Here is a 24,016-nt window from a genome sequence, read left to right as displayed (position 1 = left end):
CAAGATGAGAAACCAAGCGACGACTGAGACTAATACGCTTGTTGATGATTTTATTCAGCTTTATCAAGCTTTGAATAAAGATAATTTGCATCTGTTAGCTCAGGTTTACGACGACAATATTAGTTTTACCGATCCTATGCATCAAATCACAGGGCTAGCGTCGTTAACTCAGTACTTCGCGAAGTTATATAAGAATGTTAAGCATATTCAGTTTGAGATCAAAGAAGTGCAGCAGGATGCGAACCAAGCCGCGCTGTTTTGGCAGATGGAATATAGCCACCCTAAGTTGAATAAAGGCGGACTTATCCGTGTTGATGGCATGAGCCAACTTAAATTCAACGACAAGATTTATTTTCACAGGGATTACTTCGACTTAGGGCAAATGTTGTATGAGCATTTGCCTTGTATGGGCGGCCTTATCCGCTTGCTCAAAGACAGGGCGGCAAAGTAATGGACGCTGTTAAGCCGATGAAAATAAATACAGTGCTGATTACAGGTGCAAGCTCAGGCATTGGGTTGCAACTGGCGCAGGATTATTTGTCCTTAGGTTGGCACGTCATTGCCTGTGGCCGCTCGCTGCAAAGGTTAGAGGCGTTAGCCTTGAATGAACTAGTCGGTGCTACGTTGTTAATTTTTGATATATCCCAGCGCGACCAAGTTCAACAAGCTGGCCAAAATGTAGCTGAGCTATTGGCGAAAACAGATTCTCAGCTCGATTTGGTCATTTTGAATGCGGGCAGTTGTGAATATATTGATGATGCTAAGGCTTTCGATGATGTGTTGTTCGAGCGCGTTATCCATACCAATCTAATTGCAATGGGATATTGCCTCGGGGCATTTTTACCTTTAATGCCAAGGGGTTCACGTATTGGCTTAATGAGTTCTAGTGCTATTTATTTACCTTTCCCTCGCGCTGAAGCTTACGGCGCCTCTAAAGCCGGCGTGCAGTATTTAGCCTCGAGTCTTGCGCTCGATCTTGCCAAGAACGACATAGGCGTGAGCTTGATTTGCCCTGGTTTTGTGGCGACACCACTGACCGCAAAAAATGATTTTTCTATGCCAATGCAAGTGAGTGTACAAACCGCTTCTAAGGCGATACGTAATGGGCTGAAAGGTGGCAAGCGCGAGATTCATTTTCCGCGACGCTTTACTTATCTATTGAAGTTGATGTCGTTTTTACCTGCCTTTGTGTGGCAAAAAATGATTGCAAACGATACTCAAGCCAAGCCGCTAAAGGACAAGAGTTTATGAAAAATATCGCCATCGTCGGCACCGGCATTTCTGGATTAACCTGTGGCCATCTATTAAGTGAGTCGCACAGGGTTACAGTGTTTGAGGCCAATGACTATATCGGCGGCCACACGGCGACAGTCGATGTGGAGCATCAAGGGCAAACCTACGCTATAGACACAGGTTTCATCGTGTTTAATGACAGAACGTATCCACGATTTGAACGTTTATTGGCTCGCCTTAATGTCACCATATTACCGACTGAGATGAGTTTTAGCGTGCACAATGCTCTGACTGGGCTTGAATACAACGGCCACAATTTAGGCAGTTTGTTTGCCCAAAAGCGTAACCTCCTGAATCCACGCTTTTGGGCTTTTTTAAAAGAAATATTGCGCTTCAATAAAGGCTGTAAGGCACTCTATCAACAGGATATTTATCCCGAAGGTAACTTAGGTGATTATTTAGACAGTGAACACTTCTCACCATTTTTCGCTGAACATTACATTTTGCCCATGGGTGCGGCGATTTGGTCTTCGAGCATAGAAGATATGCGCGCGTTTTCGTTGAAGTTTTTTATTCGTTTCTTCCAGCACCATGGTTTATTGAATGTCAGTGATAGACCCCAGTGGTATGTGCTAAAGGGTGGCTCGCGTAGCTATATTCCTGATCTTATTGCGCCCTTTAAAGACAATATCCGCCTTAACTCACCTGTGACAGGTATTGAACGCCATGGCAATGGGGTGAAGTTACAAGTCCACGGTGAATGGTTGGAATTTGATGAGGTGATTTTAGCCTGTCATAGCGACCAAGCACTGCGGATGTTAAACGATCCTACGCCAACAGAACGCGCCATTTTAGGCGACCTCAGCTACCAGAATAACGATGTGGTGCTGCATATGGATACGCGTATTTTACCGAAGCGAAAAGCCGCTTGGGCGAGTTGGAACTATCGATTAGATGGTAACCTAAAACGTCCAGCGTCAGTGACTTACAACATGAACATACTGCAACAGTTGCCAGCCAATGCGCCGACCTTTTGTGTCACCTTGAATCAGTCAGAGTTGATTGATGAGTCGAAAGTGATACGCCGCTTCAATTATGCCCACCCAGTGTTTAACGAAGCCAGTCTTAAGGCTCAGGGCCGCCGTGAGGAAATATCTGGGCAAAATCATACCCATTTTGCTGGCGCCTATTGGCACAATGGTTTCCATGAAGATGGCGTTCGCAGTGCACTTGATGTGTGTGCCCATTTTGGTGTCAGCCTATGACAGGTTTAAATGTGACAGGTCTAAATATGACAGAGCTCAATAGCGGTATTTATTACGGCACTGTATCCCACAGCCGTTTTACACCGATTAAACATAGCTTTAGTTATGCCATGGCGCTGTTGGCGATTGATTTAGATGAAGTCGATAAGATCAGTGCCATGGGGCGAGTTTTTGCCAGCCAGCGCCGCGCTTTACTGAGATTCAATCCTAAAGACTATTTAACTTCTTTTACGACTAAATCCAATGACAGCGGTGAAGTGGCTGTTGTTGATCCGAGCGCAGCTGCACTTAAGAGTCGCGTATTGACTCAAGTGGCAGCGTTAGGCGCAGATAAACTGTGCGATCGAGTTTTGTTTGTGGGTCAGATCCGCCATTTTGGCGTGTATTTTAGCCCAGTAAATTTCTACTTTTGTTATCAAGATCAAACGCCTTTATACATGTTGGCCGAGGTGAGTAACACGCCTTGGGATCAGCGCCATTGCTATTTAGTCGATTTAGCCGCGCCCAAACCTTCTGACAAAGTGTTTCACGTGTCTCCCTTTATGACTCTCGATATGCGTTATCTCTGGCATGTGTCTGCGCCGAGTGAAGACTTAAACATCGGTATTGAAAACAAGTCGATGCAAGAGAATGGCAAAAAACTGTTTAATGCCAATTTAGTGATGAAACGCCAACCGATAACGGCGGCCAATTTACGGACGCTTTTGTTTCGCTTCCCTTTTATGACTCTCAATATTTTCTTCGGGATTTATTGGCAAGCGCTAAAACTCTTTTTTAAACGTGTGCCCTTTGTGCCGCATCCAGCTCAGATGGAGAAATAACATGGAAAATACGGCTTCGCAAACCTCAGTCACCACAGGGAAACTGCCCGACAGTATTGCGCGTAAAGTCTTGCTTAAGGCGCTTGAAAGTCTCCCACATGGCTGCTTGACCTTGGTTGAGGGCGACAAGAGTTATCGTTTTGGTGAGAGTCATACCGACTTGCACGCCACGCTTGTGGTTAAACACCCGAGTTTTTATCGTCAAATCATGCTTTCAGGCTCCATTGGTGCGGGTGAAGGTTATATTCAAGGCCATTGGACGAGCCCTGATCTCACCAAAGTCGTACAACTGTTTGCCCGTAATTTAGCCTTACTCGATAAGATTGAAGCCAAATTCTCTTGGTTAACCGGCACGATAAACCGTGTGAAGCATGTGCTGAATCGCAATTCTCAAGAGGGCTCAAAGCGGAATATTCTCGCTCACTATGATTTGGGTAATGCTATGTATGAGCAATTCCTCGACCGTGAAATGTTGTATTCGAGCGCGCTTTATCCCCATGAGGAAGCCAGTTTGCAGGAAGCGCAGTTGTTTAAGCTGATGACTATTTGTGAGCGGCTGGATTTACAGCCGGGTCAAACCTTGCTTGAGATTGGTACTGGCTGGGGCGCGCTGGCTATTTATGCGGCTAAGCATTATGGCGTGCACGTGACAACAACAACGATTTCAGATGCGCAATACGCCTATACCAAAGCCCGTGTCGAACGCGAAGGGCTAAGCGATAAAGTGACGCTGCTGACAGAGGACTATCGCAATCTCACTGGGGAATACGACACGGTTGTTTCTATCGAGATGATTGAAGCTGTGGGGCATGAGTATTTACCAGGCTTCTTTAAAAAGCTGGAAACATTGTTAAAACCCAATGGGCGCATGCTGCTACAGGCGATAACGATTGCCGATCAACGTTACGACAGTTATCGCAAAAGTGTGGATTTTATTCAGCGTTATATTTTCCCCGGTGGCTGCTTACCCTCAGTGAGCCAAATGGTCGGTCACATTGCCAAACAGACGGACATGGTGGTCTGGTCGCTCAATGATATGGGGCTCGATTACGCTAAAACCTTAAAACATTGGCATGAGAATTTTGATCATGCGATAGGCGAAATCCAAGCTTTAGGTTATGGCGATGATTTTATTCGGATGTGGAAATTTTACCTAAGTTATTGTGAAGGTGGATTTTTAGAACGTACCACAAGCACAGTGCATTTAGTGGCTGTGCGTCCGGACTATCGCATTGCTAGCCATCATCTCCCAAGCCATAGCCCTAATGCGACGTAATTTGTTTTGATTAAGCAGTCACTTTAGTGGAAATAACCATTTTCGTTGGAATGAGCCGCTTTGTTTGCAGCAAGATAAAAGTGAGGCAAAGATGAAGTCCATGTTAGCTAACTCTCGGGTTCCTTTTAAACATCAGGGCTTTATTCTCTATAACGCCTTGAGTTTTCAGGCTGTATGGTGGTCTAGTGTACTTTGGCTTAACACCTCTCTGTTGTTAACTATCCCTTTGTTATTATTTCACTTTATCCTGCTAGCTTCCTTAAGTAAGCCCGGGTATCGCAAAGTTGATTTGCTATTGATGCTAAAGGTTGCAGCCTTAGGAATAGGCGTAGATACAGTACTCTCTGTTTTAGGGGTGTTTGAGTTTGCTCTTTTCCCTTGGTGGCTTGGTTGCCTGTGGCTGCATTTTGCTTTGACTCTGAATCATAGTTTGGCCTTTATGCGACCTTTACCGCTGATATTTCAGGCGTTACTCGGGGGCGTATTTGGTGGGTTAAGCTATTTGGCTGGCGCACAATTTAATGCCGTGAGTTTGCCCTATGGTAATGTCATTTCTGCTGTGGTGTTATTTTTGGTTTGGCTAGTCTTGCTGCCATTTTTAATCCAACTTGCTAATCCCTATGGATTTAATCGAAGCACTAAAGCGCGTTCTTTTACTGTGTTTGGGCGTTAATTATTGAGTTGTAGGAATTGATCGCGGTTAAGTCATTATGCCGTTTTTAGTTAAGTACCTGTTGTAAGACATCATGCAGTAAAAGGGGGATCCCATGTCGTCAGTTCGTAATCGTAGCCCAAATCTTGGTTTTTCATTTTTGAATTCAAGCTGCTTAAGTCTATTGGCCCTTAGTTTATTGGCCGCACCTTTAAAAGCGTTAGAGGCGAAAACGCCTGATTTTGAAAACATTACTATCGAACTGAATGATGCCGCCGATGTGACGCAGACTTTTCTGGAAGTGGGCCGCGGAGAAATGGATTGGCTGTGGTTTAGTTTGTATAAGGCCAGACTGATGACGGTAAATGGCCGTTATCAACAGGGGCAATATCCTCTGCTGTTAGATATTGAATATTATCGAGATATTGAGTCAGAGGATTTGCTCGAAGCGACAAAAGATCAATGGAAGCATCTAGCGTTTGCCGAAAATGATATCCAACGTTGGTTGGGTTTATTAAATGCGACTTGGCCCGATGTGAAGCAGGGCGATCATTTAAGTTTTAAGGTGATAGATGGACAAACGAGTCAGTTTTTCTTTAATCATCAACCACTCGACATTATCCATGATGCTAATTTTGCTGAAGCATTTTTAGCGATTTGGTTATCGAAAGCCACTAGTCGTCCTGATTTGCGGGCGCAATTACTCGGAGAAAAACCATGCGATTGTTGAAACGGCTTGTCGGCCGAAAGTTATTTTTAGGTTTAATAATGATAGGGCTGTTGTCGAGTTGTTCATCGGTGGAAGTGACTGATTATAAAGATACTCATCCGACATTGGTTTTGGAGTCATTTTTTAATGGACCATTAAAAGCCTCTGGGGTCGTACAAGATTTTAGTGGCAAAGTAATCCGCAAATTCAATGTCATTATGGAAGCCAGTTGGCAGGGAAGTGAGGGAGTCATTAATGAATGGTTTGTGTATGATGATGGTGAAACTCAAACTCGTGTATGGCGCATCAAGGCACTAGGGGAAGGGCGATACTCAGGAACTGCAGGTGACATTATCGGTACTGCCGATGGCCAATCTAGCGGCAGTGCGCTACGTTGGAAATACGATATGTTATTGCCTGTGGATGGTGAGGAATATCAAGTTCATTTCGACGATTGGATGTTCTTAGTGAATGATAATACCATTATAAATCAGAGCGATATTATTAAGTTTGGCATCACAGTTGCTAAAGTCACTTTAGTTATTCAAAAATAGTCTCAGCAATTTTTAGTTAAGTTGGCTTACCCCAGCTTGTCTTGGATTAACTCTGTTGATTAAGACTTAAATTGGCTTAAACAGTATAGCTTGGCTAATAACCCCCTTTTTTCTGCATTAAAGTGTTGAAGTCAAACCAAAGTTGCAGCTAGGCATTTTTGCTAGTGGCATAAGTGATATATGGGGGTAAGGTTATTGCAACCTATTGTTTAAATTTAATTAATCTGAACTTAAGTCTAAGTCTAAGTCTAAGTCTAAGTCTAAATAGATAGGGGGTAGTCGATGAATAAACTCGTTGTTTTATGGGGAATATTTTTTAGTCTGTCGTTAACTGCTTGTTCATCTTTTGACTTTAAGTTTGAGGATCATTCTGAGAAACAAGTCGATCCTCATCAACCCGCAAGCGATCCTATGGTGCAAGATAATGAACGTCGTATTCGAGATGCGAGAAAAGACGGTCAGTTAGAATCCGATTTTCTAAAACCTAGGTATCCAGTTAAATTTAAATAAGAAAATGTGTTAGGAACTCACTGCAACCTTAATACTTAACTATCAATAGCAAGTATTAAGGTTGCTAGGGGAGAGGCGAAGAACTAACCCGCTTGACGACTGTTATCTATCGATTTTTTGTCATAATATTCAAACGGAAACAGATTACGAATCCTTTGCTTCACATTGTCACTCACGTTGGCAGAAATGTGTAAGCGTACATCTCCTGATTTTTCAGCCCTAACAGTACAAGTCAGTTTTTCGGTTTTAGCGATTTGGCGGCATTCCCGTTCGAATCGTTCGGGGATCTTGCCCTTATGCTGAGTCATACGGCCATCTTTAAAATGCATTTCAAAAATAGTCAGACCTTTCTTGCCACCAAATATCAGTTTGTAAACGAGAAATATACCAATAGCGACAAAAATGAGTTTGAAAATATCGGCTGTCATAACGCCTCCTATCTTATGTTTATAGAACCAAGATACTCCCGAGTTAGTTGTTTTAACAGTGCGCTAACGCGCAATTTTGAATTGGCAATAAAATGATTCCAGCCTAGACTTAACTGGCTAAGGAAAAGTAACCCCTCAGTTAAGGAAAACGCCATGTACTTATCAAATGCAGATCGTTGGTCATTATTGTGTAAGAAGCAAATCGATGTTATCGAAAAACTTGCTACACATTTCCCCGAGAGAAAAGCACATCTAAGTGAGCTCACTCAAGGGTGGCGCCATGTTCAACATCAAGTTCAAGCAGGTGATAGGCCTATGCCACTCGAGCTCATCAAATAAGCACGATTGAGTCATTTGGAACTAGATAGTTTGTATAAGAACGCAAAGCCACTCAATAATGAGTGGCTTTTTTATGTGGCGAATATAAAACTATCATTTATAGGAGGAAAGGATGAAGCGATTGTCCGTTGCGTGAAGTCAATACATTATCTTAACGCTCGATTTGAACGCTTATTGTGCCAGTATTGAGGGCGCTATCGTTATTATTGAGGAAAGTCAGTTGCGCTTTGTACTGAACACTTCAAATTTCAGATACAAAAAAGCCACTCATTGAGTGGCTTCATTGTTTATATGGTGCCGGCACCAAGAGTCGAACTCGGGACCTACTGGAATTATCGAGAGTAAGTCAGTTGCGCTTTGTACTGAACACTTCAAATTTCAGATACAAAAAAGCCACTCATTAAGTGGCTTCATTGTTTATATGGTGCCGGCACCAAGAGTCGAACTCGGGACCTACTGGAATTATCGAGAGTAAGTCAGTTGCGCTTTGTACTGAACACTTCAAATTTCAGATACAAAAAAGCCACTCATTGAGTGGCTTCATTGTTTATATGGTGCCGGCACCAAGAGTCGAACTCGGGACCTACTGATTACAAGTCAGTTGCTCTACCAACTGAGCTATGCCGGCGTAAAGCACAGTAATAAACCCAATCGAATTCATTACCTTAAAATTGGTGCCCGAACCCGGAATCGAACCAGGGACACGAGGATTTTCAATCCTCTGCTCTACCGACTGAGCTATTCGGGCAACTAAACTAAGCGTTAGTTAACTACTTTGAACTAAGTCGTGAAGACCTTGTTCGTTCGAAGTGCGCGTATAATATAGTGCTCGCTTTAGCTGTGCAAGCCCTTTTTAAGTGACTGATTAACTATTAAACAAAATGCGCTTATTTATTTGATACTTTCGTTTTACCCTTATTTTACCGCTGAAAGTTTCAGCACTTTAACGCCAGTAGGTGTTCCTTTTGGCTGTTTATCCTAGCTTCCTCATTCATTTATCTTCTATTTTGGAGAGAAAAATTAAGGTTTAAGCTCATCTGTTGCAAGCAAGGGGCAGTGGGGCGCAGTGGGTATTGTTGAGCTTTGATGGCTGGCTGATATTTATGGGATGTAACTAAGCGGAGCAACTAAGAGTAAGCGAGTGGCTTGTTTATTGATATGGTGCTGGTATCAAGAGTCAAACACGAGGCCAACTGTTCTGTTGTTATCGAGGGTAAATCAGTTGCGGTTCATTACTGACATCTTGTGTTTTTATTCAAATTTCAGATACAAAAAAAGCCACTCATTGAGTAGCTTCGTTGCTTGATATGGTGCCGGCACCAAGAGTCGAACTCGGGACCTACTGGTATTATCAAGAGTAAGTCAGTTGCGATTGACCACAGACTTTGTTGGTTATTATTCAAATTCCAGATACAAAAAAACCACTCATTGAGTGGTTTCATTGTTTTATATGGTGCCGGCGCACCAAGAGTCGAACTCGGGACCTACTGGTATTATCAAGAGTAAGTCAGTTGCGATTGACCACAGACTTTGTTAGTTATTATTCAAATTTCAGATACAAAAAAACCACTCATTGAGTGGTTTCATTGTTTTATATGGTGCCGGCACCAAGAGTCGAACTCGGGACCTACTGATTACAAGTCAGTTGCTCTACCAACTGAGCTATGCCGGCTTAAATCTTTACTGCAATTTTTACTACAGAATAATGGTGCCCGAACCCGGAATCGAACCAGGGACACGAGGATTTTCAATCCTCTGCTCTACCGACTGAGCTATTCGGGCAACTAAACTAAGCGTTAGTTAACTACTTTGAACTTGTTGGCTAAGCCGTATCGTTCGAATTGCGGCTATATTAGCTAGGGTGTTTGACCTCTGCAAGTGCTTTTTCCTGATAAATCACTCGTTCGGCTGTTTAATGCACATCTTGGGTGTTTTTTATCTCTTATTTTGCGAATTCAGCTCAATTTCACTCGTTGGCTGTATTTTTCAAGTCAGAGGGATACTGATGTTTACTATAGCTTTGTGCTCACAGATCATGATTTTTGACTTACTTTCTAAAATTTAGAAAGATATAAGCGATTTTTACTGATTTTAGTTTTTAAATTTAGATTTATGATAATGAATATTATTTCATGGATAGCATGAAGAAAACGCGAGTACGGAGTCGCAGTATGTTTCGAAATAGTCAGTTTGCTTATGGAATTACCGCCATTGTGACCCATTGGTTGAGTGCGTTCGTCGTGATTGGGTTATTTGCAGTCGGTGTGTGGATGGTGGAGTTAACCTACTACAGTACTTGGTACAAGACTGCGCCGCATCTACATAAAAGTATTGGGATTCTGTTATTGGCTGCGACAATATTTCGTTTGGTATGGCGCTTAGTTAATCCCAAGCCAGTACCTGAGGCGAGTCATAAACCGTGGGAAAAGACGGCCGCACATTTGGCGCATTTTATTATTTATATCTTGCTCTTTGTCATCATGACTGCTGGCATTTTAATCTCAACCGCAGATGGCCGTGGTATCTGGGTGTTTGATTGGTTTGAACTACCAGGATTGGGACTTTTGTTTGAAAACCAAGCTGATATCGCGGGTGATATTCACCAATATGCGGCTTACAGTTTGATCGCGCTGGTCGTTATTCACGCCGTGGGCGCATTAAAACATCACTTTATCGATAAAGACACCACCCTACTTAGAATGATTAAATTTAAACGAGGATAATACAATGAAAAAGCAACTGTTAAGCGCACTGATTGGTGTATCTCTATTGGCTCCTGTGGCGGCCTCAGCTGCTGACTATGTGATTGATCATGAAGGCGCTCACGCTTCTATTACATTTAAAGTGAATCACTTAGGTTATAGCTATGTGGTGGGGCGTTTTAATGATTTTAGCGGCGATTTTAGCTACGATGCGGCTAAACCAACTGCGATGAAAGTGAATGTCACTGTGAATACATTAAGTGTCGATTCAAACCATGCTGAGCGTGACAAACATATTCGCGGTGAAGATTTCCTTAATACTGGCAAATTCGCTAAAGCGACCTTTGCATCTACTTCGGTGGAAGATAAAGGAAATGGCGATTTAGTGATTAACGGTAACTTAACTTTAAATGGTGTGACTAAACCATTAGCGATTAAGGCCCATGCTGTGGGTGAAGGTCAGGATCCTTGGGGTGGCTACCGTGCAGGTTTTACGGGCACAACTACCTTTGCGATGAAAGACTTCGGTATCAAGATGGATTTAGGTCCAGCATCTAGCCATGTTGAGTTAGATCTTGTGGTTGAAGGTGTGCGTAAGTAACTCTTTATTCTGTCATTTAGATAAACAAAAAGCGCCGAAAGGCGCTTTTTTGTAAGCTTTATACTGAGAGCCGACTTGTAACCGACCTAGTGATGTGAGAAATCGAGATTAGACGGGAATGGCTGAAATCAAGTGAGCAATTCCCTTTGTTGATGCGGGTTTGACTGGGGTTTAACGAGGCTTTAAAAGATTCTCTAGCTAAATGAGAAATTGAGGTGGCGTGCATTCATAATTAATTGCACGCCGTCTATATGAGAATTACTTAACGTCCTTACCTATCCAAACAACCTTGCCTATCACACTCAATAGACCTAGTTCAGTTACAGGTATTCGCTGCTCTCTATACTCTTTATTGTCGCTAATGATCGTGATGCTGCCATCGATATGGACTTGAACACGTTTAGCAAACAAATCATCCCCAATGCGCAGGACAAAAATACTGCCATCAGAAAGATTTGCGTCAGTGATATCCACCAGGATCGAGTCACCAGAATGGATCGTAGGTTCCATTGAGTCACCCTTCGCGAAAACCACCCGCAGGTTTTCAGGCTGTAACCCTCGGTAACGCAACCATTTCGATCTAAAGGCTAGTTTGCGCCTTACTCGTTCATTATCCCACTGTGCACCATGGCCCGTACTGACTTGAGTATGGTAGCCATCGATAAGTGCATATTCTTCTGAAAACTCTTCAGTCTTACAAATCACACTTTCAAATGCCGCTGTTTCGCCTGGGAATTTTGGACCTTCACCAGTACATAGCCATTCGAGATTGACATTATAGCGGCGAGCAATACGAACCATCTTATCAAACGAGGGCATAGTCGACTGAGTAAACCATTTACGAACACCGCCTTCTGAGGTGTCGATAGCATTCGCAAATGCTCTGAGGCTTTCGTCGCCCATCAGTTCTTTAAGACGCTCTCCAAAGCTTTCTATTCCAGCTGACGGAAAAGAAAGTGCACTTTCTTTTTTAGTGTTCACTTTAAATTTAAATAAAGCGCTTTTCTATCAACGCCTTACCCTCTGTGGCCAATGGGCCGTTAAATAATTCAAAAGAAAGTTACTAAAAGACGTTGAAATGCGTCTTTTAGTATCGTATCGTTCTTATATCGCGCACTTGGCAAGTTGCGCAATGCGCGAGTAATCATGTTAACACGGAAAAATACCATGAAAATAGAGAATGCCAATCACATCCATGCAGCGCTAAGAGCGCAAGGGCTAACTAGCCGTGCATGGGCTGTCTCTAAAGGCTTCAATCCGAGAACCGTTCAGGACTGCATCAAGATGTTTGCACCCTGTAAACAGCGTAAACCAAAACGCGCTTTATCTCGCAAGATAATTGAAGAAATCAGCAAAACCATTGGCTGCGACTTGTTGAGGGAAGAACATGAATAAAGCATGGTTCAGCCCTCAAGAGCTTCTGCAATTACCTGGCATGCCCACAACCGTTCAGGGTATCAGGTTTAAAGCAAAGACAGAAAGCTGGGAGTCCAGAAAGAAAGAGGGTAGCAAAGGATTTGAATACCATCTTGGTAGCCTTCCTCCTATCACTCAGGCGCATCTTCGTCAGCAAGCCGTAAAAAATACGACAAGCCGAGAAGTCGCAGCAGCACGCCAATTGATAACTACGCCAGCAAGTCAGCTCGTTAAAAAAACGGATTTACAACAGCAATTTTTAACTCTGCCTAAAGCGAAGCAACAAGTTGCTATGGAGCGTCTGCAGTTACTCAATGACATGGCGAATTTCATCGCTCCCTTTGTTGAAGTCGGTCGCCGCACTGAAGGTGTCATGGTATTTGCTAAGCAGTGCAATCAATCAAAAGCCACCCTATATCGCTGGCAAAAAGCCTATGACGAAAAAGGATTAATGGGACTGGTTGATACTCGGGGCGGTGCGCAAGTCAGCGTGATGGAAGAGCAAAAAAACCTGCAACAATTCTTAATTGCTTTAGTCACGGGCAAGCCGCATTTGCTCAAAAAATACAAAGTCCAACAGCAAGAAGCACAAAAGAAAGCCGCAGAACATGGCTGGATTGTCCCTTCAATTGGCTCAATCCGTCGTTGGATACGTCGCTGGCATAGCGACAACATCGCCGCGTTTACCGCGCTAACCAATCCCGATGCGTACAATAATTCGCACCGTCCACTCTACGGCACCATGTACCCATGGCTCAGTGGCCCTAATCAAGTTTGGGAGTTCGACAGCACACCAACGGATGTCATGCTCAATGCCCACGGCAAACTACGTCGTTATGCCGTTGTGGCAGCGGTTGATGTTTATACCCGCCGCCCCATGGTCTTAGTCACCCCAACTTCTAACGCCGAAGGCATCTGCCTATTACTGCGTCGCTGCCTAATCAACTGGGGCATGCTGGAAGCCGATGGGGTTGCGCGTACCGACAACGGTTCTGACTACGTCAGCTTAAGAGTAAGTGGCATTTTCGATATCTTAGGTATCGACCAATCCCGCACCCGTCCATTTAGTGGATGGGAAAAGCCCTTTATCGAGCGTTTCTTTGGCACATTAAGTCGCGCCCTATTTGAGTTATTGCCTGCTTACATTGGCCATAACGTCAGTGATCGTCAGCAAATCGAATCAGCAAAAACCTTTGCCCAACGTATCGGAGGCAAAAACAAGGCCGCCAATAAAGAAGAAGCCTTATCAGTTGCAATGACGCCAGAAGCCCTGCAAAAGATGATCGATGACTGGATTCAATATGACTACATGCACCAGGTGCATGAAGGGTTTAAAGGCGCGTTAAAAGGTAAAACGCCCTTTACTGTCATGAGTGAAAGCACCTATGTCGCTAACCGTGTAGCTAATCCCCATGCACTCGACTTATTACTTAATCATGTCGGCGATGCCACGGTTATTCGCGGTAGCGTGAGTGCAGGCAATATCCGCTATACCGCCCCCGAACTCCAAGAAAGTATCTGGGACAGAAAGCGGGTTCGCGTATTCCTCGATCCATCCGATGTTGGCCGCGCCACTTTATATGCCCTAGATGATTGGCAGCAATGCGTCGATGCGGTGAATTTAGACCTGATTGGCCGCGATATCGATCCGGCAGCCTTCCGCAAAGCACGCAATGAAGACAAAAAAGTGCTAGCCAGTTTCCGCCGTGCAGCAAGGGAGCTACAAGAAAAATTTGGCATCGATACCTTAGCTGCCGAAGGCTTGGCCAAAGCCGCAGCTGAGCGTGGCAGCTTAACCATTTTTACCCCTAAACCTAATACCACCGATAACCCTGCACTGGCGGCACTTGCACAAGCAAACGGCCAAGGCAGTAGTGAAAGTGATAAGCAACTCGCCAGCTTAAGCCACCAAGCTCAAGCCATTAGCGAGGTTGCCCAAAGAGTTAATCACAATCACGCCACAGTTATGCGTACCGAACATGAAAAAGCCGAAGAGTTAACGCTTGCAACGCTTGAGCGTGAGCTAAGTGAGCGTGAACAGCTATGGCTTAAAGAATACCGCCTCAAATACCGCATGTTTGCCGCAAGGCTCGACAGGCAATTAGAGGCTGTAAAAAAAGCCGCCAAGTAGGATTGGCGGCTTTTGGAAAGGACGAGGAAGTCCTATTTAACACTATGTATACCACCACGGAGTATAGATTATGAAACACAAAATTGTCGAAGTTAAAAATGTACTGGCATGCCTAGAACTGATGGAGAACCTACAGGGGCGCTCATCCATTACCCCAGGCATTGGTTTAATCCATGGCCCATCAGGATTTGGTAAAACCACCACACTTTGCTGGCTTATCAACCAACTAGGAGCAATGAACGCCGTTTATGTGCGTTGCTATGCAACCGACACTCCATCCTCATTTCTCGCTCGAATTATGGAGGAGTTGGGCTCTGAAATACTTTATCCGATGCGTAAAAGCGTCGACTTTATTGTTGACCGTATGAATGAGCGCCAACTGCCACTGTTTATCGACGAAGCTGACCACATTGTTAGTCAAAACAAGATCATGGAAACCATTCGCGATCTCTATGACGCCACCGAACAACCTGTAGTGCTAGTCGGCATGGAAGAAATCGCCCGCCGTATCAGTCACCGCAAGCAGCTTTTCAACCGTGTGAGCGAGTGGGTGGAGTTCCAGCCAGCCGACTTATCCGACGTTCACAACTTTGCTACTGAGCTTTTAGATGACCGAGTTACCGTGGCCGATGATCTGTTGGAGCATATTCGCAAACGCAGCGGCGGTGAGGTACGCCGTATCCTGACTGCGCTAGAGAAGATTGAGCGCAGCGCAATCGCTAATGACATGGATATTGTCACCCTCGACAACTGGGGCGACCAGCCATTGTTTTTAGAATTTAGGCGTTAACCAAACCCACGCCACTTAGAGCAAATAAGGGTTAGGTCATTTTTAGGGATAGGTCATGACGAACAAAACCGAAATGGCATGGGCATGGGCCCAAGCTCAAAAGAGTTTCACCAGGGATGAGTTAGCAGCGGCCATCGAACTACCGCTTGATCAGTGCTCGAGCATTATTGAAGCACTTAAAAAACAAGGCTGTATAAAACCTACTGCATACCCTACACCAGAGCGTTTCAAAGGGGGCTTTACCCCTAAGCGTTACAAACCATGCAAGCAGGCTGAATACAAACATCGTGGTTCAGGGAGGGCGCAGAAACACCGCGCAGGCACTGGGCAACAGTGTGTTTGGCAATCTATGCGTTTGTTGCGCAACTTTTCATACCCAGATCTGGTGGCCACTGCTGAAGTCAGCATGAGCACTGCCAGAGTTTATACCAACTTTCTTATCAAGTTTGGCTATGTGCGTATGGTACGAGGTCGCTCTGATCATCTGCCAACTGCAGAGCGAACAGGCGTTTATGCCGTATATCGCTTGATTAAAGATACAGGTCCCATCGCACCGAAGCGTCGATATAAAGTGCTTTTCGACGCCAATTTAAACAAGGAGATCCACTATGAAGTGGCTTGAAGTGATGGCCGAACAGGTCGAACTGCATGGACAAAGAGCGGTGGCGGAAAAGCTAAAAATTTCCCGCACCACTGTTAGCCAAGTTCTCAACCACAAATATCCTGGTGATATGGATCGCATCCAAAAGCTAGTTGAAGGGGCATACATGAACCGCACAGTACATTGCCCTGTGCTGGGGGATATTCCCCTAAATGAGTGCCTTGATCACCAGCGCAATATCCGCACCACTGGCAGTCCTATTCGCATCAAGTTGTACCGCGCTTGTCGTTCAGGCTGTCCTAGCAGCAGTTTGGATATGGCTCAGATTTTTAGCGTGCAGTCTAGCCTCCAAGCCCGCCGTAACGAATATGACGCCGAAGGAGCAATTCGTCGCTTACAACTGCAAGCGGGGGAGGATAAATCGGTACTGATTAACTTACTCAAAGATGAGCTTAAACACCTTGGAACCAAGTTTAATCGAGTGATGAAGGAACAAAACTGATGAGACACCACAACCCAAAATTCGATGTGATTAGCGCCCTAAGACTGCGCGGTATGAAGGTAATCCACAGTGGCGTAAAAGTCGTGCAAATCGACAAGCCAACCGCTGATTTTCGGCGCATGGCCGTGGACATTATCGAGAACATTAAAGGCATTCGTCGCCGTTGTATGGCGGTGCAATTTCATGGCGTGACAGTGCGCTGGAATGAGGACAAATAAGATGAACATACAAGAACAAACCCACAACCAAGCCGCTATTCCGCAGGGCTACCGCAAAAACGCGGTAGGCGATTTGGTTCATGAAGATCGTATTAAGGCCGTGGACAAACTGCGCGATGAAGTCGTGCTGGCTATTGTCGGTTCTGCTAAAGAGCTGCGTGAACAGATGCTTAATTTCAAACTGATGACTATGGCGCAAATTGATGGTTTTGTAGAACTATCGGCCAGTGAATATGGCGTTAAGGTTGGTGGTAGTAAGGGCAATATTTTACTTACTAGCTTTGATGGCAAGTACCAAGTTCGCCGTGCAGTGGGTGAACACCGCGTGTTTGATGAGCGCATTCAAACCGCTAAAACCTTGATTGATGATTGCATTAAAAGCTGGAGCGGTGGCGCGGATACCCGCCTGATGGCCATGGTTGAGCATGCCTTTCGGGTAAACCAACAAGGTCGTATCGACGTTAACCAAGTGCTCAGCCTGCGCCAGCTGGATATCGATGATGCCAATTGGAAACGGGCCATGGACGCTATAGCCGACGCGATTCAAATCACAGGTACTAGCCAGTACCTGCGTTTATATGAGCGTCAACCCAACGGCAAATACACCCAACTACCACTGGATATCAGCACCCTTTAGGGTGGGCAAGGAGCACATCATGACACCCAGCACACAATCGGGCATTCAACACCTATTCGATGACAACCAAGCCGCACTCGATCGGGTGGCGTTTCAATTACGCCAAGCGACCTTACTTGAAGCCAGCTTTGACAATCTGCGCAGCGAACTCAGTGGCCTAGCGGCGGAAAGGCCGCATTACTGCTTAATGATGTGCGCTGCTTTGCTCAATGCACTTAAGGAGTTAAGCAAAGAGTTTGCGGGCGAGCGCCGCGCTGTGATCGCCTTTTTTATGGAGAAGTCACTCAATAATTTAGAACTGCTAGAACCAAAGTCTGCAATGCGTTAACCCTGCGAAACCCGCTCCAGTCAGTGGGGCGAGGTCTATCCAGCGTAGTGGCTGGGTACTGATGAGCAGCTAACAAAAAGAGCAAAGATGAATGACACCCTATGCTAAACGCTTACTCAAATATGCCATGGATTATTGCCCCATTCGTCAAGTACGTAAGGGCAAAACCAAAGCTGAACTACGCAGTGATCGCGAGCAATGGGCTGTTAACTTTTTAAATGCAGCAACACCGAATTGGCAGCAGCTTAAGAGTCAGCCTAAAGCCATCAAGTTAGTATCCAGTGCGACAACCGATGAGGATGACGAATGTTAGAAAGTAATCAAAAAGTCCCTGTGCAGACTAATGCGCAGGCGCACCCAGTCGCTCAACACAAGAAGCGCCTTATCACTTTAATCAATGTGGCTAAGGGATCATTGCAGCTCGATGAAGCCATCTACCGCGCCATGCTGAAAAATGCCACGGGTAAAGATTCCCTGCGGGCAATGAACTTGCCCGAGCTTGAACAGGTGTTAGAAGTGTTTAAACAAAAGGGCTTTAAACCTACTGTAACCAACAATAAAACAGCGGTTAAACGCCGTTTAAGTCCTGCTGCGGGTAAAAGCAAATTGGCCAGCATAGATAAAATCCGCGCCATTTGGATCACCATGGGCCACCACTTAGTAATCCAAGATAACAGCGAGTTGGCACTCGATGCCTATGTGCGCCGCATGACTCTTCGTAGTAAAAGTGAAGGTGTGGATGCCACCGCTTGGATGACAGAACCGCAAGCCTACAAGGTACTTGAAAGCCTGAAAAACTGGCATAAGCGCGTACTTATCGAGCGCATTATTGTCCGTGGTGAGCGTTTAAAAATGAATGAAAACGGCACTCGCCCCGCAAACTATGAAGTGATCGTCGCGCAATACGAGGGGCATGGCCATGAGTAAGAACATCCTAAACGCGGTTAGCATTCCCGAAAACCAGTTGGATTTATTGTCCACCAGCGCCGCCGAGCTGGAACAAGCCCTCGAAACCTTAGCCACGCTTAAGCCAGATGAGCGTGAGGACTTCATTCGCCGCTGGCCCTCAACTCTACAAAGCTTGTGCGATGTGATGCGCCAAACCCTAAAGCAATACGATATTGATAACGCGGATAATGTGAGCGAAGCCTTAGCCACTAGTCTAAGCGCCTATCTCGGTGGGCGTGATATCTACATCCCCAATGGCGAACGCCTTAAAGATGCGCTGCGTGATATCCGAATTTGGCGGGAGTTTAAGGGCAATAATCTTGAGCAGTTAAGCCGCGACTATGGACTCACCGAGCGCCGGATCAGTCAGATAGTGGCAGAGCAAAGGGCTGCGTTTGTGGCTAGGAAGCAGAGGAGATTGTTTTAGTATTTAAATCCCATTTTTTACTTTTGAGTTTGACTTAATGGCTAAAACTGCGCTAAATTTGAGCTGTAGGTAGGTTTAAAGACCCGTTAATGTTGATATAAAAAAATACAGATGTTTTATTTTAAACCTCAATCCATTGAGGTTTTTTGGTTTTAAAATGGTGAGGGATACTACATGTGGTGGTGCTCATGGATGTTTGGCACTATATATGGGTATTAATAAGGAGGCTTTTATGAAGAATACAAATTTAAAAGTAATGCAAGAGCAAATATGCGGTAAGAGTGTGGATGTTCAAGCAATTGCTAGTTTTGGGTTCGGAGGGTTTCCTTCTAATGCATTAAGCATGAAGTTTAAGACTAGTGGCATTGCGAATAAAACTAAACTTAAGGCTCAGCCTTCTATTGCGAATTTTACTTCTATTCGCATATAAAAATTGAAACTATTTATTAACAAAAAAGACCTGCTATGATGTAGGTCTTTTTTGTTTCAGAGACATAGGACGTTAAATGCCAGGCTTGAATGCAATTATTGCCGAAATGAATACACCCAACGAGGATGGGGCAGTCTTTGGCCCAGATGGTATAAGGGAAAAATACATTCAGTTGTTGTCCCAATACCGAGGCAGAAATGTCATTTGTTATTATTCTGGTTGGCTAACCACTAATGGACAACCTGTACCGAATCTATCTATTGATGACAACGACAAAAATGGCTTTATGAACGCTATTTATGAAATGGATTGTACAAAGGGATTAGATTTGGTGCTGCATACACCTGGAGGTTCAATCACGGCTGCAGAATCTCTTGGCTATTATCTACGAAAAAAGTTTGGCACCAATATTGAAGTGATCATTCCACAGATGGCCATGTCAGCGGGGACAATGATTGCGTGTAGTGCCAGAAATATCATCATGGGGCATCAATCATGTATCGGCCCATTTGACCCGCAATTAGCTACAGTATCTGCATTTTCAGTGTTTGATGAGTTTAACCGCGCAGCGCGACAGATTCAGTTAGAGCCTCATACTATTCCATTATGGCAGGCTTTACTAAGTAGATACCCTCCAGCATTTTTAGAGCAATGTGAAAGAGCAATAGAACTAGCTAACTCGATAGTGCCGAACTGGTTAAATTCTGGAATGCTGTCAGATTTAGATGATGACGTGCGTCAAGAGAGAATTGAAAAAATCATGTCAAATCTAAATAATCCAAGTGAAACAAAGGAGCATTCAAGACATATCCACTTTGATAAAGCACAAGATTTAGGGCTAAAAGTGAGTTTGCTTGAGGCTGACCAAGATTTACAAAATCTCGTTTTGTCGTTACATCATGCCTATACAGCAACATTGATGATGACCAATACATCAAAGCTTATAGAGTCCCAGACGGGTAAAAGATTTATCCTGACTTACTAGCTCAAGTACTACGACAGTTCATCTAAGAAAAGGGATTTTCTACATGAAAAAAGCCATACTTATCATACTAATTGTAGCATCAACTTATATCTTCATACCTGTCAAAGTGACAGGCTCTCTCTATGTCGTAACAAACTCCGCCAATGTAGTGCCGATGCCTATCACCCAGATCAAGGTTTACCCGCTCAAAGAATTCAAGAAAGCCCTGTTCGATAAGCAAAGTTATGCAAATAAAGAGTGTATGGGACTGCCTGATAAAAATGAGGTCGAATTGGCTTATCTTAATGGTGGTCCTAACCGAGATAATGCTAAGGAAAATTATGAGCTTATAGTGTCCTGTGAAACTGCTACTTTGTTGAAAGATATTAAATTTCCTGCGGATAAGATCATTCTGACCGATAAAGACGGGAAATTTGATTTTACGCGCTCGCGCCTTGATAGTGTCGTATTAGTTGCGGAATCAAAGCGACAAATCGGCTTGGGAACTGAAGAATACCTATGGTTAAGGGTAGTTCCTCGAGATGGCGTCTTATCTCAGAAAATTGAAATTAATAATAAAAGTTTAGTGCAAGATATTGATGTAAGAACAATCCAGCTTTAGTGGTTCGTATAAAATTAAGGATAAAATTATGGCAAAGGTAGGCGTATTTTCAGCTTGTAAAAGTTACAAAAAAACTTTAGAAAACTTTGGGTTATTAATTGATGAGTTTAATAGGTGTATAGTTGAAAAAGAATTTGGGGAATGTAGTAAGTCTACAACTAAAATAAAGACATTTATTATTCTCGGTGAAACTGTCGAGATATCAATTTCTCCAATTTCAGCTGAGTTTATTATTGGAAAAGTTGAATTCAATTTGATAGTTGATCCGTTATCAAAGCCTATTCAAAAACATGAGTTAATGACACTATATGTCGATTCTTCAGGACGATGTGATCTAAATCTTCCTGAATCAGGGAGACTTTTAGGCTCCTTCGGGTTAGATGAACCTAGTGACGTTGAAGAGTACGTGACAAAAGTTGTACTAAAGAGTTTTCTAACTCATTTTGGTGTAGAGACTTATTAACACAACTAATCCCGAAACCTTTCCAATCCGCTCCAAACCCTTAAGCCGAGACAATGAACCCATGTTCACTGTCTCGGTTTTTTTATGGCCTTTGTCACCCACAATAACTTTCGTAGCGGCGTTAACAGTATGCCGATTGCGAATGCGCAGCCCAAACGCATACAAAACCGAGTCTATCGCCAGTGCGCTAAGGACGGTTTTAATGCTCGCCTTCGTGCAGAGTTAGCGGCTGACCTCACTGGCAATGCGCCTGCTACCCTGCTTTTGTACAGTCACAGCCTCACCCGCCAAAGCTACTTTGATCAAGGCTGGCAAGCCGTCACCCATCTGGACATTTTAAAAGCGCGTAAACGAGCTAAAGTGCAAGCTATGGCGGTGCCTAATGAACAGTAAACTCAAGGCGATTTTATTGGCCGCAGGCTTAAGTTCGGCGGCCATCACGGGCGCACAGCTTACCGATAAATGGGAAGGCAATAGCCTGAGCGTCTATGTCGATGCGGTGGGTGTACTGACCGCCTGTCGTGGCCATACGAGCAAAGACTTAAAGCTTGATCAAATCTTCACCGAGCAGCAATGCATGGAGATCTTTGCCAAGGATATCGCCAAGGAGGATAAGCAGTTGCTCAGCCTCACCGCGCCCGTAACGCTCACCCACAGCGAGCACGCCGCCTATTTATCGTTTTTGCACTGGGCGGGATACGGCAACTTTGCCAGCTCAACCTTGCGTAAAAAGCTGTTAGCGGGCGACAGAGTGGGCGCGTGCAAAGAGCTAACCCAAGCCTGTTCAACCAATAAGCAAACGGGTGAGCGCGTCTGTAATGGCTGGACGTATGGCACCGACCTATTCGGTAACAAGGTGCGCCTAAATGGCCTCATCAAGCGCCGTGTCGAAGAGCAAACCATTTGCCTAAGCGAACTCATGGCCGGAGGTATAACGCAATGACGCCCTCCCAAATTAGTATCGCCATTCAATGGTTGATTGTGTCGCTTTTTGTGGCAGTGCTTTGTTTAGCTCAATACCAATTAGCCACGACAAGAAGCCAACTTACCCAAGCGCTCGCGGATAAATCAACGCTGCAAACCGATGCTGATAACTTGGCTGATAGCTTGCGCAAATCCAATGCCGATAAGGCCGCATTAGCGGCTGAGTCAGAGCAGCTTGCCTTGCAATTACAGCAAGTCTCGCTGCAAAAGGCAGAGCTAATGGGCCGCCATCACGCCCTTAAAAACCAACTCAATCAACTGTTGCAGGACACTACCGATGAAGATGCTAAAGCATGGCGCGATGCTCCTGTGCCTAATGATGTTGTGCGCTTGCTCAGCCACGCAGCCGATTGTGCGCAACGTGCCCGTTTACACGACAGCGTATGTGTTGCCGCCCGCAGCACTGATGCGCGAGTGCCAAGTGACCCAAGTGCCACAGCCAGTGATCCAGTGCCTACTGACTCAACAAACTTTGTGCCTAGCCAACCCAGCATTAGCCGAGTTGATGCTGTCTCTCACCGCTGACCTTGGGCAATGCAACCTCGACTGGCAAGCCCTGCACGATTGGCGGCAACGCCATCAAATTGACCAAACAAAATAAGGAACCCCATGGACGAAACCGATTGGGCTAGCAATATGGAAACCCGCGAGCGAGCTGCCTGTGTTGATGCAGTAAGGGATGCCGCCAGGCACAAACAACACAGCACTGGCAATGGCATCTGTATTGATTGCTTAGAGCCAAATGAGCCACAGCGGCTTAACGAGTTGCGCTGTATCAGTTGCCAACAGGATGAAGATAAGCGCCAGAAGATGCGCTATGGGAAGCGTTTATGATCGAATCGCTATTTGAATATTTCGGTAAGTATTGGGGCTTCATTGGCAGCGTCATTAGCGTTTTATGTGCACTGCTGATGGCGTGGTTTAGCACGCGATTTACCCCACGAATTGAGCATGAAAAGGTGATCCAAAAGGTGGCTGAAATCGACAAGCGCCTTAGCGAAACTGAAATGCAATTGGAGTACATGCCTACCCGTGACGAACTGCATGCGCTCGATAAAACCCTCACAGGTTTAGGTGAGCGCTTTGGCGCAATGGAACAAGGCATTAGGCGCTTAGAAACCAAGACCGACATGCTTCTCGAAAACGAACTGAAAGGAGGCCACCAATAATGGCGATGCAGCAAATTATCAATGAGCACCAACGCCTTGTGGTGCTTCGATTACTGACCGAGGCGGGAGCCTTCGCGCTCAATGAGTCCATCTTACAAGATGGCTTAAATGCCTACGGCCTCGACATTAGCCGCGATGCCTTGCTGGTGCAGCTCGCTTGGCTTAATGAGCAAGGGCTGATTAAAACCGAGTTAGTGGGCAAAGTGACCACGGCCACGCTAACAGGTCGCGGCCAAGATGTGGCGACAGGCCGCGCGGTAGTGCCAGGGGTTAAACGTCCACGGGCGGGAGAGTAG

General features: G+C 44.9%; 35 protein-coding genes, 4 tRNA genes and 1 other RNA gene. 34 read left to right on the top strand and 6 right to left on the bottom strand.

Annotated elements, in window-relative coordinates; all coding sequences use genetic code 11:
* The first annotated feature begins 4 nt into the window (after nt 1–4).
* The 9 genes from KFE26_RS14005 to KFE26_RS13965 all read left to right on the top strand — a co-directional run bounded on the left by KFE26_RS14005 (nt 5) and on the right by KFE26_RS13965 (nt 7,020).
* A complete protein-coding gene (locus KFE26_RS14005; RefSeq protein WP_212600768.1) occupies nt 5–451 on the top strand; it encodes a nuclear transport factor 2 family protein in 447 nt (148 codons plus the stop codon).
* On the top strand, nt 451–1,251 hold the full coding sequence (locus tag KFE26_RS14000; RefSeq protein ID WP_212600767.1) for an SDR family NAD(P)-dependent oxidoreductase: 801 nt from the start codon (nt 451–453) through the stop codon (nt 1,249–1,251). Before KFE26_RS14005 ends, KFE26_RS14000 begins: the two co-directional genes overlap by 1 nt.
* Nucleotides 1,248–2,498 carry an NAD(P)/FAD-dependent oxidoreductase gene (locus tag KFE26_RS13995; RefSeq protein WP_113939406.1) on the top strand — a complete coding sequence of 417 codons (1,251 nt, stop codon included), beginning with the start codon at nt 1,248–1,250 and terminating at the stop codon, nt 2,496–2,498. The genes KFE26_RS14000 and KFE26_RS13995 overlap by 4 nt, the downstream gene beginning before the upstream one ends.
* Nucleotides 2,495–3,319: a DUF1365 domain-containing protein gene (locus KFE26_RS13990; RefSeq protein WP_212600766.1), complete on the top strand. Its 825-nt coding sequence runs from the start codon at nt 2,495–2,497 to the stop codon at nt 3,317–3,319. The genes KFE26_RS13995 and KFE26_RS13990 overlap by 4 nt, the downstream gene beginning before the upstream one ends.
* A gap of 1 nt (nt 3,320) precedes the next feature.
* On the top strand, nt 3,321–4,595 hold the full coding sequence (locus KFE26_RS13985; protein ID WP_212600765.1) for a cyclopropane-fatty-acyl-phospholipid synthase family protein: 1,275 nt from the start codon (nt 3,321–3,323) through the stop codon (nt 4,593–4,595).
* A gap of 91 nt (nt 4,596–4,686) precedes the next feature.
* Complete coding sequence (locus KFE26_RS13980) at nt 4,687–5,268, top strand: DUF2878 domain-containing protein (RefSeq protein ID WP_212600764.1); 582 nt, start codon at nt 4,687–4,689, stop codon at nt 5,266–5,268.
* A gap of 94 nt (nt 5,269–5,362) precedes the next feature.
* Nucleotides 5,363–5,977: a chalcone isomerase family protein gene (locus tag KFE26_RS13975; protein WP_212600763.1), complete on the top strand. Its 615-nt coding sequence runs from the start codon at nt 5,363–5,365 to the stop codon at nt 5,975–5,977.
* A complete protein-coding gene (locus tag KFE26_RS13970; RefSeq protein ID WP_105251860.1) occupies nt 5,965–6,510 on the top strand; it encodes a DUF3833 domain-containing protein in 546 nt (181 codons plus the stop codon). Before KFE26_RS13975 ends, KFE26_RS13970 begins: the two co-directional genes overlap by 13 nt.
* 282 nt (nt 6,511–6,792) lie before the next feature.
* Nucleotides 6,793–7,020, top strand: coding sequence for a hypothetical protein (locus KFE26_RS13965; RefSeq protein ID WP_212600762.1), 228 nt, complete (start codon nt 6,793–6,795; stop codon nt 7,018–7,020).
* An 83-nt stretch (nt 7,021–7,103) separates the two neighbouring features.
* On the opposite strand, the gene KFE26_RS13960 is transcribed toward KFE26_RS13965, so the two are convergent.
* Nucleotides 7,104–7,448 (bottom strand): DUF3634 family protein, encoded by a 345-nt coding sequence (locus KFE26_RS13960; protein ID WP_105251862.1) that lies wholly within the window; start codon nt 7,446–7,448, stop codon nt 7,104–7,106.
* A 153-nt stretch (nt 7,449–7,601) separates the two neighbouring features.
* On the opposite strand from KFE26_RS13960, the gene KFE26_RS13955 reads away from it, so the two are divergent.
* Nucleotides 7,602–7,787 (top strand): hypothetical protein, encoded by a 186-nt coding sequence (locus KFE26_RS13955; RefSeq protein WP_105251863.1) that lies wholly within the window; start codon nt 7,602–7,604, stop codon nt 7,785–7,787.
* Between the two features lie 552 nt (nt 7,788–8,339).
* On the opposite strand, the gene KFE26_RS13950 is transcribed toward KFE26_RS13955, so the two are convergent.
* The 4 genes from KFE26_RS13950 to KFE26_RS13935 all read right to left on the bottom strand — a co-directional run bounded on the left by KFE26_RS13950 (nt 8,340) and on the right by KFE26_RS13935 (nt 9,569).
* Nucleotides 8,340–8,415: transfer RNA gene (locus tag KFE26_RS13950), tRNA-Thr, on the bottom strand.
* A 44-nt stretch (nt 8,416–8,459) separates the two neighbouring features.
* Nucleotides 8,460–8,535, bottom strand: a tRNA-Phe gene (locus tag KFE26_RS13945).
* A gap of 848 nt (nt 8,536–9,383) precedes the next feature.
* Nucleotides 9,384–9,459, bottom strand: a tRNA-Thr gene (locus tag KFE26_RS13940).
* A 34-nt stretch (nt 9,460–9,493) separates the two neighbouring features.
* Nucleotides 9,494–9,569, bottom strand: a tRNA-Phe gene (locus KFE26_RS13935).
* A 389-nt stretch (nt 9,570–9,958) separates the two neighbouring features.
* Between KFE26_RS13935 and KFE26_RS13930 the strand changes: the two genes are divergently transcribed.
* Together KFE26_RS13930 and KFE26_RS13925 are read left to right on the top strand one after the other, a co-directional pair.
* On the top strand, nt 9,959–10,510 hold the full coding sequence (locus KFE26_RS13930) for a cytochrome b (protein ID WP_212600761.1): 552 nt from the start codon (nt 9,959–9,961) through the stop codon (nt 10,508–10,510).
* Nucleotides 10,511–10,514: 4 nt separating this feature from the next.
* Nucleotides 10,515–11,090, top strand: a complete 576-nt coding sequence (locus KFE26_RS13925) for a YceI family protein (RefSeq protein WP_028761297.1) — start codon at nt 10,515–10,517, stop codon at nt 11,088–11,090.
* Between the two features lie 258 nt (nt 11,091–11,348).
* On the opposite strand, the gene KFE26_RS13920 is transcribed toward KFE26_RS13925, so the two are convergent.
* The gene (locus KFE26_RS13920) at nt 11,349–12,071 is read right to left on the bottom strand and encodes an XRE family transcriptional regulator (RefSeq protein WP_212600760.1); all 723 of its coding nucleotides are present in this window, start codon (nt 12,069–12,071) and stop codon (nt 11,349–11,351) included.
* Nucleotides 12,072–12,257: 186 nt separating this feature from the next.
* Between KFE26_RS13920 and KFE26_RS13915 the strand changes: the two genes are divergently transcribed.
* The 22 genes from KFE26_RS13915 (at nt 12,258) to KFE26_RS13810 (ending at nt 24,016) form a co-directional block, all read left to right on the top strand.
* On the top strand, nt 12,258–12,485 hold the full coding sequence (locus tag KFE26_RS13915) for a Mu phage regulator Ner (protein ID WP_011070967.1): 228 nt from the start codon (nt 12,258–12,260) through the stop codon (nt 12,483–12,485).
* Nucleotides 12,478–14,637, top strand: coding sequence for a DNA-binding protein (locus tag KFE26_RS13910; RefSeq protein ID WP_212600759.1), 2,160 nt, complete (start codon nt 12,478–12,480; stop codon nt 14,635–14,637). The genes KFE26_RS13915 and KFE26_RS13910 overlap by 8 nt, the downstream gene beginning before the upstream one ends.
* Before the next feature lie 70 nt (nt 14,638–14,707).
* Nucleotides 14,708–15,427 (top strand): AAA family ATPase, encoded by a 720-nt coding sequence (locus KFE26_RS13905; RefSeq protein WP_173497580.1) that lies wholly within the window; start codon nt 14,708–14,710, stop codon nt 15,425–15,427.
* Between the two features lie 55 nt (nt 15,428–15,482).
* Nucleotides 15,483–16,049, top strand: a complete 567-nt coding sequence (locus tag KFE26_RS13900; protein WP_212600758.1) for a hypothetical protein — start codon at nt 15,483–15,485, stop codon at nt 16,047–16,049.
* The gene (locus KFE26_RS13895) at nt 16,036–16,530 is read left to right on the top strand and encodes a helix-turn-helix transcriptional regulator (protein WP_212600757.1); all 495 of its coding nucleotides are present in this window, start codon (nt 16,036–16,038) and stop codon (nt 16,528–16,530) included. Before KFE26_RS13900 ends, KFE26_RS13895 begins: the two co-directional genes overlap by 14 nt.
* The gene (locus tag KFE26_RS13890; RefSeq protein ID WP_212600756.1) at nt 16,530–16,748 is read left to right on the top strand and encodes a hypothetical protein; all 219 of its coding nucleotides are present in this window, start codon (nt 16,530–16,532) and stop codon (nt 16,746–16,748) included. Before KFE26_RS13895 ends, KFE26_RS13890 begins: the two co-directional genes overlap by 1 nt.
* A gap of 1 nt (nt 16,749) precedes the next feature.
* Entirely contained in the window at nt 16,750–17,385 is a 636-nt protein-coding gene (locus KFE26_RS13885) for a DUF3164 family protein (RefSeq protein ID WP_212600755.1), read from the top strand.
* 19 nt (nt 17,386–17,404) lie between these two features.
* On the top strand, nt 17,405–17,713 hold the full coding sequence (locus KFE26_RS13880) for a hypothetical protein (RefSeq protein WP_212600754.1): 309 nt from the start codon (nt 17,405–17,407) through the stop codon (nt 17,711–17,713).
* Nucleotides 17,714–17,715: 2 nt separating this feature from the next.
* Nucleotides 17,716–17,788: hammerhead ribozyme type II (locus KFE26_RS13875), an RNA gene on the top strand.
* A 16-nt stretch (nt 17,789–17,804) separates the two neighbouring features.
* Nucleotides 17,805–18,026 carry a hypothetical protein gene (locus KFE26_RS13870; protein WP_212600753.1) on the top strand — a complete coding sequence of 74 codons (222 nt, stop codon included), beginning with the start codon at nt 17,805–17,807 and terminating at the stop codon, nt 18,024–18,026.
* On the top strand, nt 18,020–18,640 hold the full coding sequence (locus KFE26_RS13865) for a gp16 family protein (protein ID WP_212600752.1): 621 nt from the start codon (nt 18,020–18,022) through the stop codon (nt 18,638–18,640). Before KFE26_RS13870 ends, KFE26_RS13865 begins: the two co-directional genes overlap by 7 nt.
* Complete coding sequence (locus KFE26_RS13860; protein WP_006087231.1) at nt 18,633–19,088, top strand: Mor transcription activator family protein; 456 nt, start codon at nt 18,633–18,635, stop codon at nt 19,086–19,088. Before KFE26_RS13865 ends, KFE26_RS13860 begins: the two co-directional genes overlap by 8 nt.
* Before the next feature lie 232 nt (nt 19,089–19,320).
* The gene (locus KFE26_RS13855; protein ID WP_212600751.1) at nt 19,321–19,518 is read left to right on the top strand and encodes a hypothetical protein; all 198 of its coding nucleotides are present in this window, start codon (nt 19,321–19,323) and stop codon (nt 19,516–19,518) included.
* Between the two features lie 76 nt (nt 19,519–19,594).
* On the top strand, nt 19,595–20,503 hold the full coding sequence (locus tag KFE26_RS13850; protein WP_212600750.1) for an SDH family Clp fold serine proteinase: 909 nt from the start codon (nt 19,595–19,597) through the stop codon (nt 20,501–20,503).
* Nucleotides 20,504–20,546: 43 nt separating this feature from the next.
* Nucleotides 20,547–21,104 (top strand): hypothetical protein, encoded by a 558-nt coding sequence (locus KFE26_RS13845; protein ID WP_212600749.1) that lies wholly within the window; start codon nt 20,547–20,549, stop codon nt 21,102–21,104.
* A gap of 28 nt (nt 21,105–21,132) precedes the next feature.
* Nucleotides 21,133–21,567 (top strand): hypothetical protein, encoded by a 435-nt coding sequence (locus KFE26_RS13840; RefSeq protein ID WP_212600748.1) that lies wholly within the window; start codon nt 21,133–21,135, stop codon nt 21,565–21,567.
* An 84-nt stretch (nt 21,568–21,651) separates the two neighbouring features.
* Nucleotides 21,652–21,960 carry a hypothetical protein gene (locus KFE26_RS13835; protein ID WP_212600747.1) on the top strand — a complete coding sequence of 103 codons (309 nt, stop codon included), beginning with the start codon at nt 21,652–21,654 and terminating at the stop codon, nt 21,958–21,960.
* Nucleotides 21,950–22,510, top strand: a complete 561-nt coding sequence (locus KFE26_RS13830) for a lysozyme (RefSeq protein WP_212600746.1) — start codon at nt 21,950–21,952, stop codon at nt 22,508–22,510. Before KFE26_RS13835 ends, KFE26_RS13830 begins: the two co-directional genes overlap by 11 nt.
* Nucleotides 22,507–23,076, top strand: a complete 570-nt coding sequence (locus KFE26_RS13825) for a hypothetical protein (protein ID WP_212600745.1) — start codon at nt 22,507–22,509, stop codon at nt 23,074–23,076. Before KFE26_RS13830 ends, KFE26_RS13825 begins: the two co-directional genes overlap by 4 nt.
* A gap of 84 nt (nt 23,077–23,160) precedes the next feature.
* Nucleotides 23,161–23,385, top strand: coding sequence for a hypothetical protein (locus KFE26_RS13820; RefSeq protein WP_028760753.1), 225 nt, complete (start codon nt 23,161–23,163; stop codon nt 23,383–23,385).
* On the top strand, nt 23,382–23,720 hold the full coding sequence (locus tag KFE26_RS13815; protein ID WP_006087225.1) for a DUF2730 domain-containing protein: 339 nt from the start codon (nt 23,382–23,384) through the stop codon (nt 23,718–23,720). The genes KFE26_RS13820 and KFE26_RS13815 overlap by 4 nt, the downstream gene beginning before the upstream one ends.
* Nucleotides 23,720–24,016, top strand: coding sequence for a hypothetical protein (locus tag KFE26_RS13810; RefSeq protein WP_006087224.1), 297 nt, complete (start codon nt 23,720–23,722; stop codon nt 24,014–24,016). Before KFE26_RS13815 ends, KFE26_RS13810 begins: the two co-directional genes overlap by 1 nt.

This window comes from Shewanella sp. M16 (genome assembly GCF_018224605.1).
Lineage (GTDB): Bacteria > Pseudomonadota > Gammaproteobacteria > Enterobacterales > Shewanellaceae > Shewanella > Shewanella oncorhynchi.
The sequence above is the reverse complement of the archived record's forward strand: the minus strand, read 5'-3'. Positions and strand labels throughout refer to the sequence as shown.

What these genes read in the sequence shown, in the direction of transcription:
- KFE26_RS14005 (WP_212600768.1), top strand. Translation starts at nt 5, where the DNA reads ATGAGAAACCAAGCGACGACTGAGACTAATACGCTTGTTGATGATTTT.
- KFE26_RS14000 (WP_212600767.1), top strand. Translation starts at nt 451, where the DNA reads ATGGACGCTGTTAAGCCGATGAAAATAAATACAGTGCTGATTACAGGT.
- KFE26_RS13995 (WP_113939406.1), top strand. Translation starts at nt 1,248, where the DNA reads ATGAAAAATATCGCCATCGTCGGCACCGGCATTTCTGGATTAACCTGT.
- KFE26_RS13990 (WP_212600766.1), top strand. Translation starts at nt 2,495, where the DNA reads ATGACAGGTTTAAATGTGACAGGTCTAAATATGACAGAGCTCAATAGC.
- KFE26_RS13985 (WP_212600765.1), top strand. Translation starts at nt 3,321, where the DNA reads ATGGAAAATACGGCTTCGCAAACCTCAGTCACCACAGGGAAACTGCCC.
- KFE26_RS13980 (WP_212600764.1), top strand. Translation starts at nt 4,687, where the DNA reads ATGAAGTCCATGTTAGCTAACTCTCGGGTTCCTTTTAAACATCAGGGC.
- KFE26_RS13975 (WP_212600763.1), top strand. Translation starts at nt 5,363, where the DNA reads ATGTCGTCAGTTCGTAATCGTAGCCCAAATCTTGGTTTTTCATTTTTG.
- KFE26_RS13970 (WP_105251860.1), top strand. Translation starts at nt 5,965, where the DNA reads ATGCGATTGTTGAAACGGCTTGTCGGCCGAAAGTTATTTTTAGGTTTA.
- KFE26_RS13965 (WP_212600762.1), top strand. Translation starts at nt 6,793, where the DNA reads ATGAATAAACTCGTTGTTTTATGGGGAATATTTTTTAGTCTGTCGTTA.
- KFE26_RS13960 (WP_105251862.1), bottom strand. Translation starts at nt 7,448, where the DNA reads ATGACAGCCGATATTTTCAAACTCATTTTTGTCGCTATTGGTATATTT.
- KFE26_RS13955 (WP_105251863.1), top strand. Translation starts at nt 7,602, where the DNA reads ATGTACTTATCAAATGCAGATCGTTGGTCATTATTGTGTAAGAAGCAA.
- KFE26_RS13930 (WP_212600761.1), top strand. Translation starts at nt 9,959, where the DNA reads ATGTTTCGAAATAGTCAGTTTGCTTATGGAATTACCGCCATTGTGACC.
- KFE26_RS13925 (WP_028761297.1), top strand. Translation starts at nt 10,515, where the DNA reads ATGAAAAAGCAACTGTTAAGCGCACTGATTGGTGTATCTCTATTGGCT.
- KFE26_RS13915 (WP_011070967.1), top strand. Translation starts at nt 12,258, where the DNA reads ATGAAAATAGAGAATGCCAATCACATCCATGCAGCGCTAAGAGCGCAA.
- KFE26_RS13910 (WP_212600759.1), top strand. Translation starts at nt 12,478, where the DNA reads ATGAATAAAGCATGGTTCAGCCCTCAAGAGCTTCTGCAATTACCTGGC.
- KFE26_RS13905 (WP_173497580.1), top strand. Translation starts at nt 14,708, where the DNA reads ATGAAACACAAAATTGTCGAAGTTAAAAATGTACTGGCATGCCTAGAA.
- KFE26_RS13900 (WP_212600758.1), top strand. Translation starts at nt 15,483, where the DNA reads ATGACGAACAAAACCGAAATGGCATGGGCATGGGCCCAAGCTCAAAAG.
- KFE26_RS13895 (WP_212600757.1), top strand. Translation starts at nt 16,036, where the DNA reads ATGAAGTGGCTTGAAGTGATGGCCGAACAGGTCGAACTGCATGGACAA.
- KFE26_RS13890 (WP_212600756.1), top strand. Translation starts at nt 16,530, where the DNA reads ATGAGACACCACAACCCAAAATTCGATGTGATTAGCGCCCTAAGACTG.
- KFE26_RS13885 (WP_212600755.1), top strand. Translation starts at nt 16,750, where the DNA reads ATGAACATACAAGAACAAACCCACAACCAAGCCGCTATTCCGCAGGGC.
- KFE26_RS13880 (WP_212600754.1), top strand. Translation starts at nt 17,405, where the DNA reads ATGACACCCAGCACACAATCGGGCATTCAACACCTATTCGATGACAAC.
- KFE26_RS13870 (WP_212600753.1), top strand. Translation starts at nt 17,805, where the DNA reads ATGACACCCTATGCTAAACGCTTACTCAAATATGCCATGGATTATTGC.
- KFE26_RS13865 (WP_212600752.1), top strand. Translation starts at nt 18,020, where the DNA reads ATGTTAGAAAGTAATCAAAAAGTCCCTGTGCAGACTAATGCGCAGGCG.
- KFE26_RS13860 (WP_006087231.1), top strand. Translation starts at nt 18,633, where the DNA reads ATGAGTAAGAACATCCTAAACGCGGTTAGCATTCCCGAAAACCAGTTG.
- KFE26_RS13855 (WP_212600751.1), top strand. Translation starts at nt 19,321, where the DNA reads ATGAAGAATACAAATTTAAAAGTAATGCAAGAGCAAATATGCGGTAAG.
- KFE26_RS13850 (WP_212600750.1), top strand. Translation starts at nt 19,595, where the DNA reads ATGCCAGGCTTGAATGCAATTATTGCCGAAATGAATACACCCAACGAG.
- KFE26_RS13845 (WP_212600749.1), top strand. Translation starts at nt 20,547, where the DNA reads ATGAAAAAAGCCATACTTATCATACTAATTGTAGCATCAACTTATATC.
- KFE26_RS13840 (WP_212600748.1), top strand. Translation starts at nt 21,133, where the DNA reads ATGGCAAAGGTAGGCGTATTTTCAGCTTGTAAAAGTTACAAAAAAACT.
- KFE26_RS13835 (WP_212600747.1), top strand. Translation starts at nt 21,652, where the DNA reads ATGGCCTTTGTCACCCACAATAACTTTCGTAGCGGCGTTAACAGTATG.
- KFE26_RS13830 (WP_212600746.1), top strand. Translation starts at nt 21,950, where the DNA reads ATGAACAGTAAACTCAAGGCGATTTTATTGGCCGCAGGCTTAAGTTCG.
- KFE26_RS13825 (WP_212600745.1), top strand. Translation starts at nt 22,507, where the DNA reads ATGACGCCCTCCCAAATTAGTATCGCCATTCAATGGTTGATTGTGTCG.
- KFE26_RS13820 (WP_028760753.1), top strand. Translation starts at nt 23,161, where the DNA reads ATGGACGAAACCGATTGGGCTAGCAATATGGAAACCCGCGAGCGAGCT.
- KFE26_RS13815 (WP_006087225.1), top strand. Translation starts at nt 23,382, where the DNA reads ATGATCGAATCGCTATTTGAATATTTCGGTAAGTATTGGGGCTTCATT.
- KFE26_RS13810 (WP_006087224.1), top strand. Translation starts at nt 23,720, where the DNA reads ATGGCGATGCAGCAAATTATCAATGAGCACCAACGCCTTGTGGTGCTT.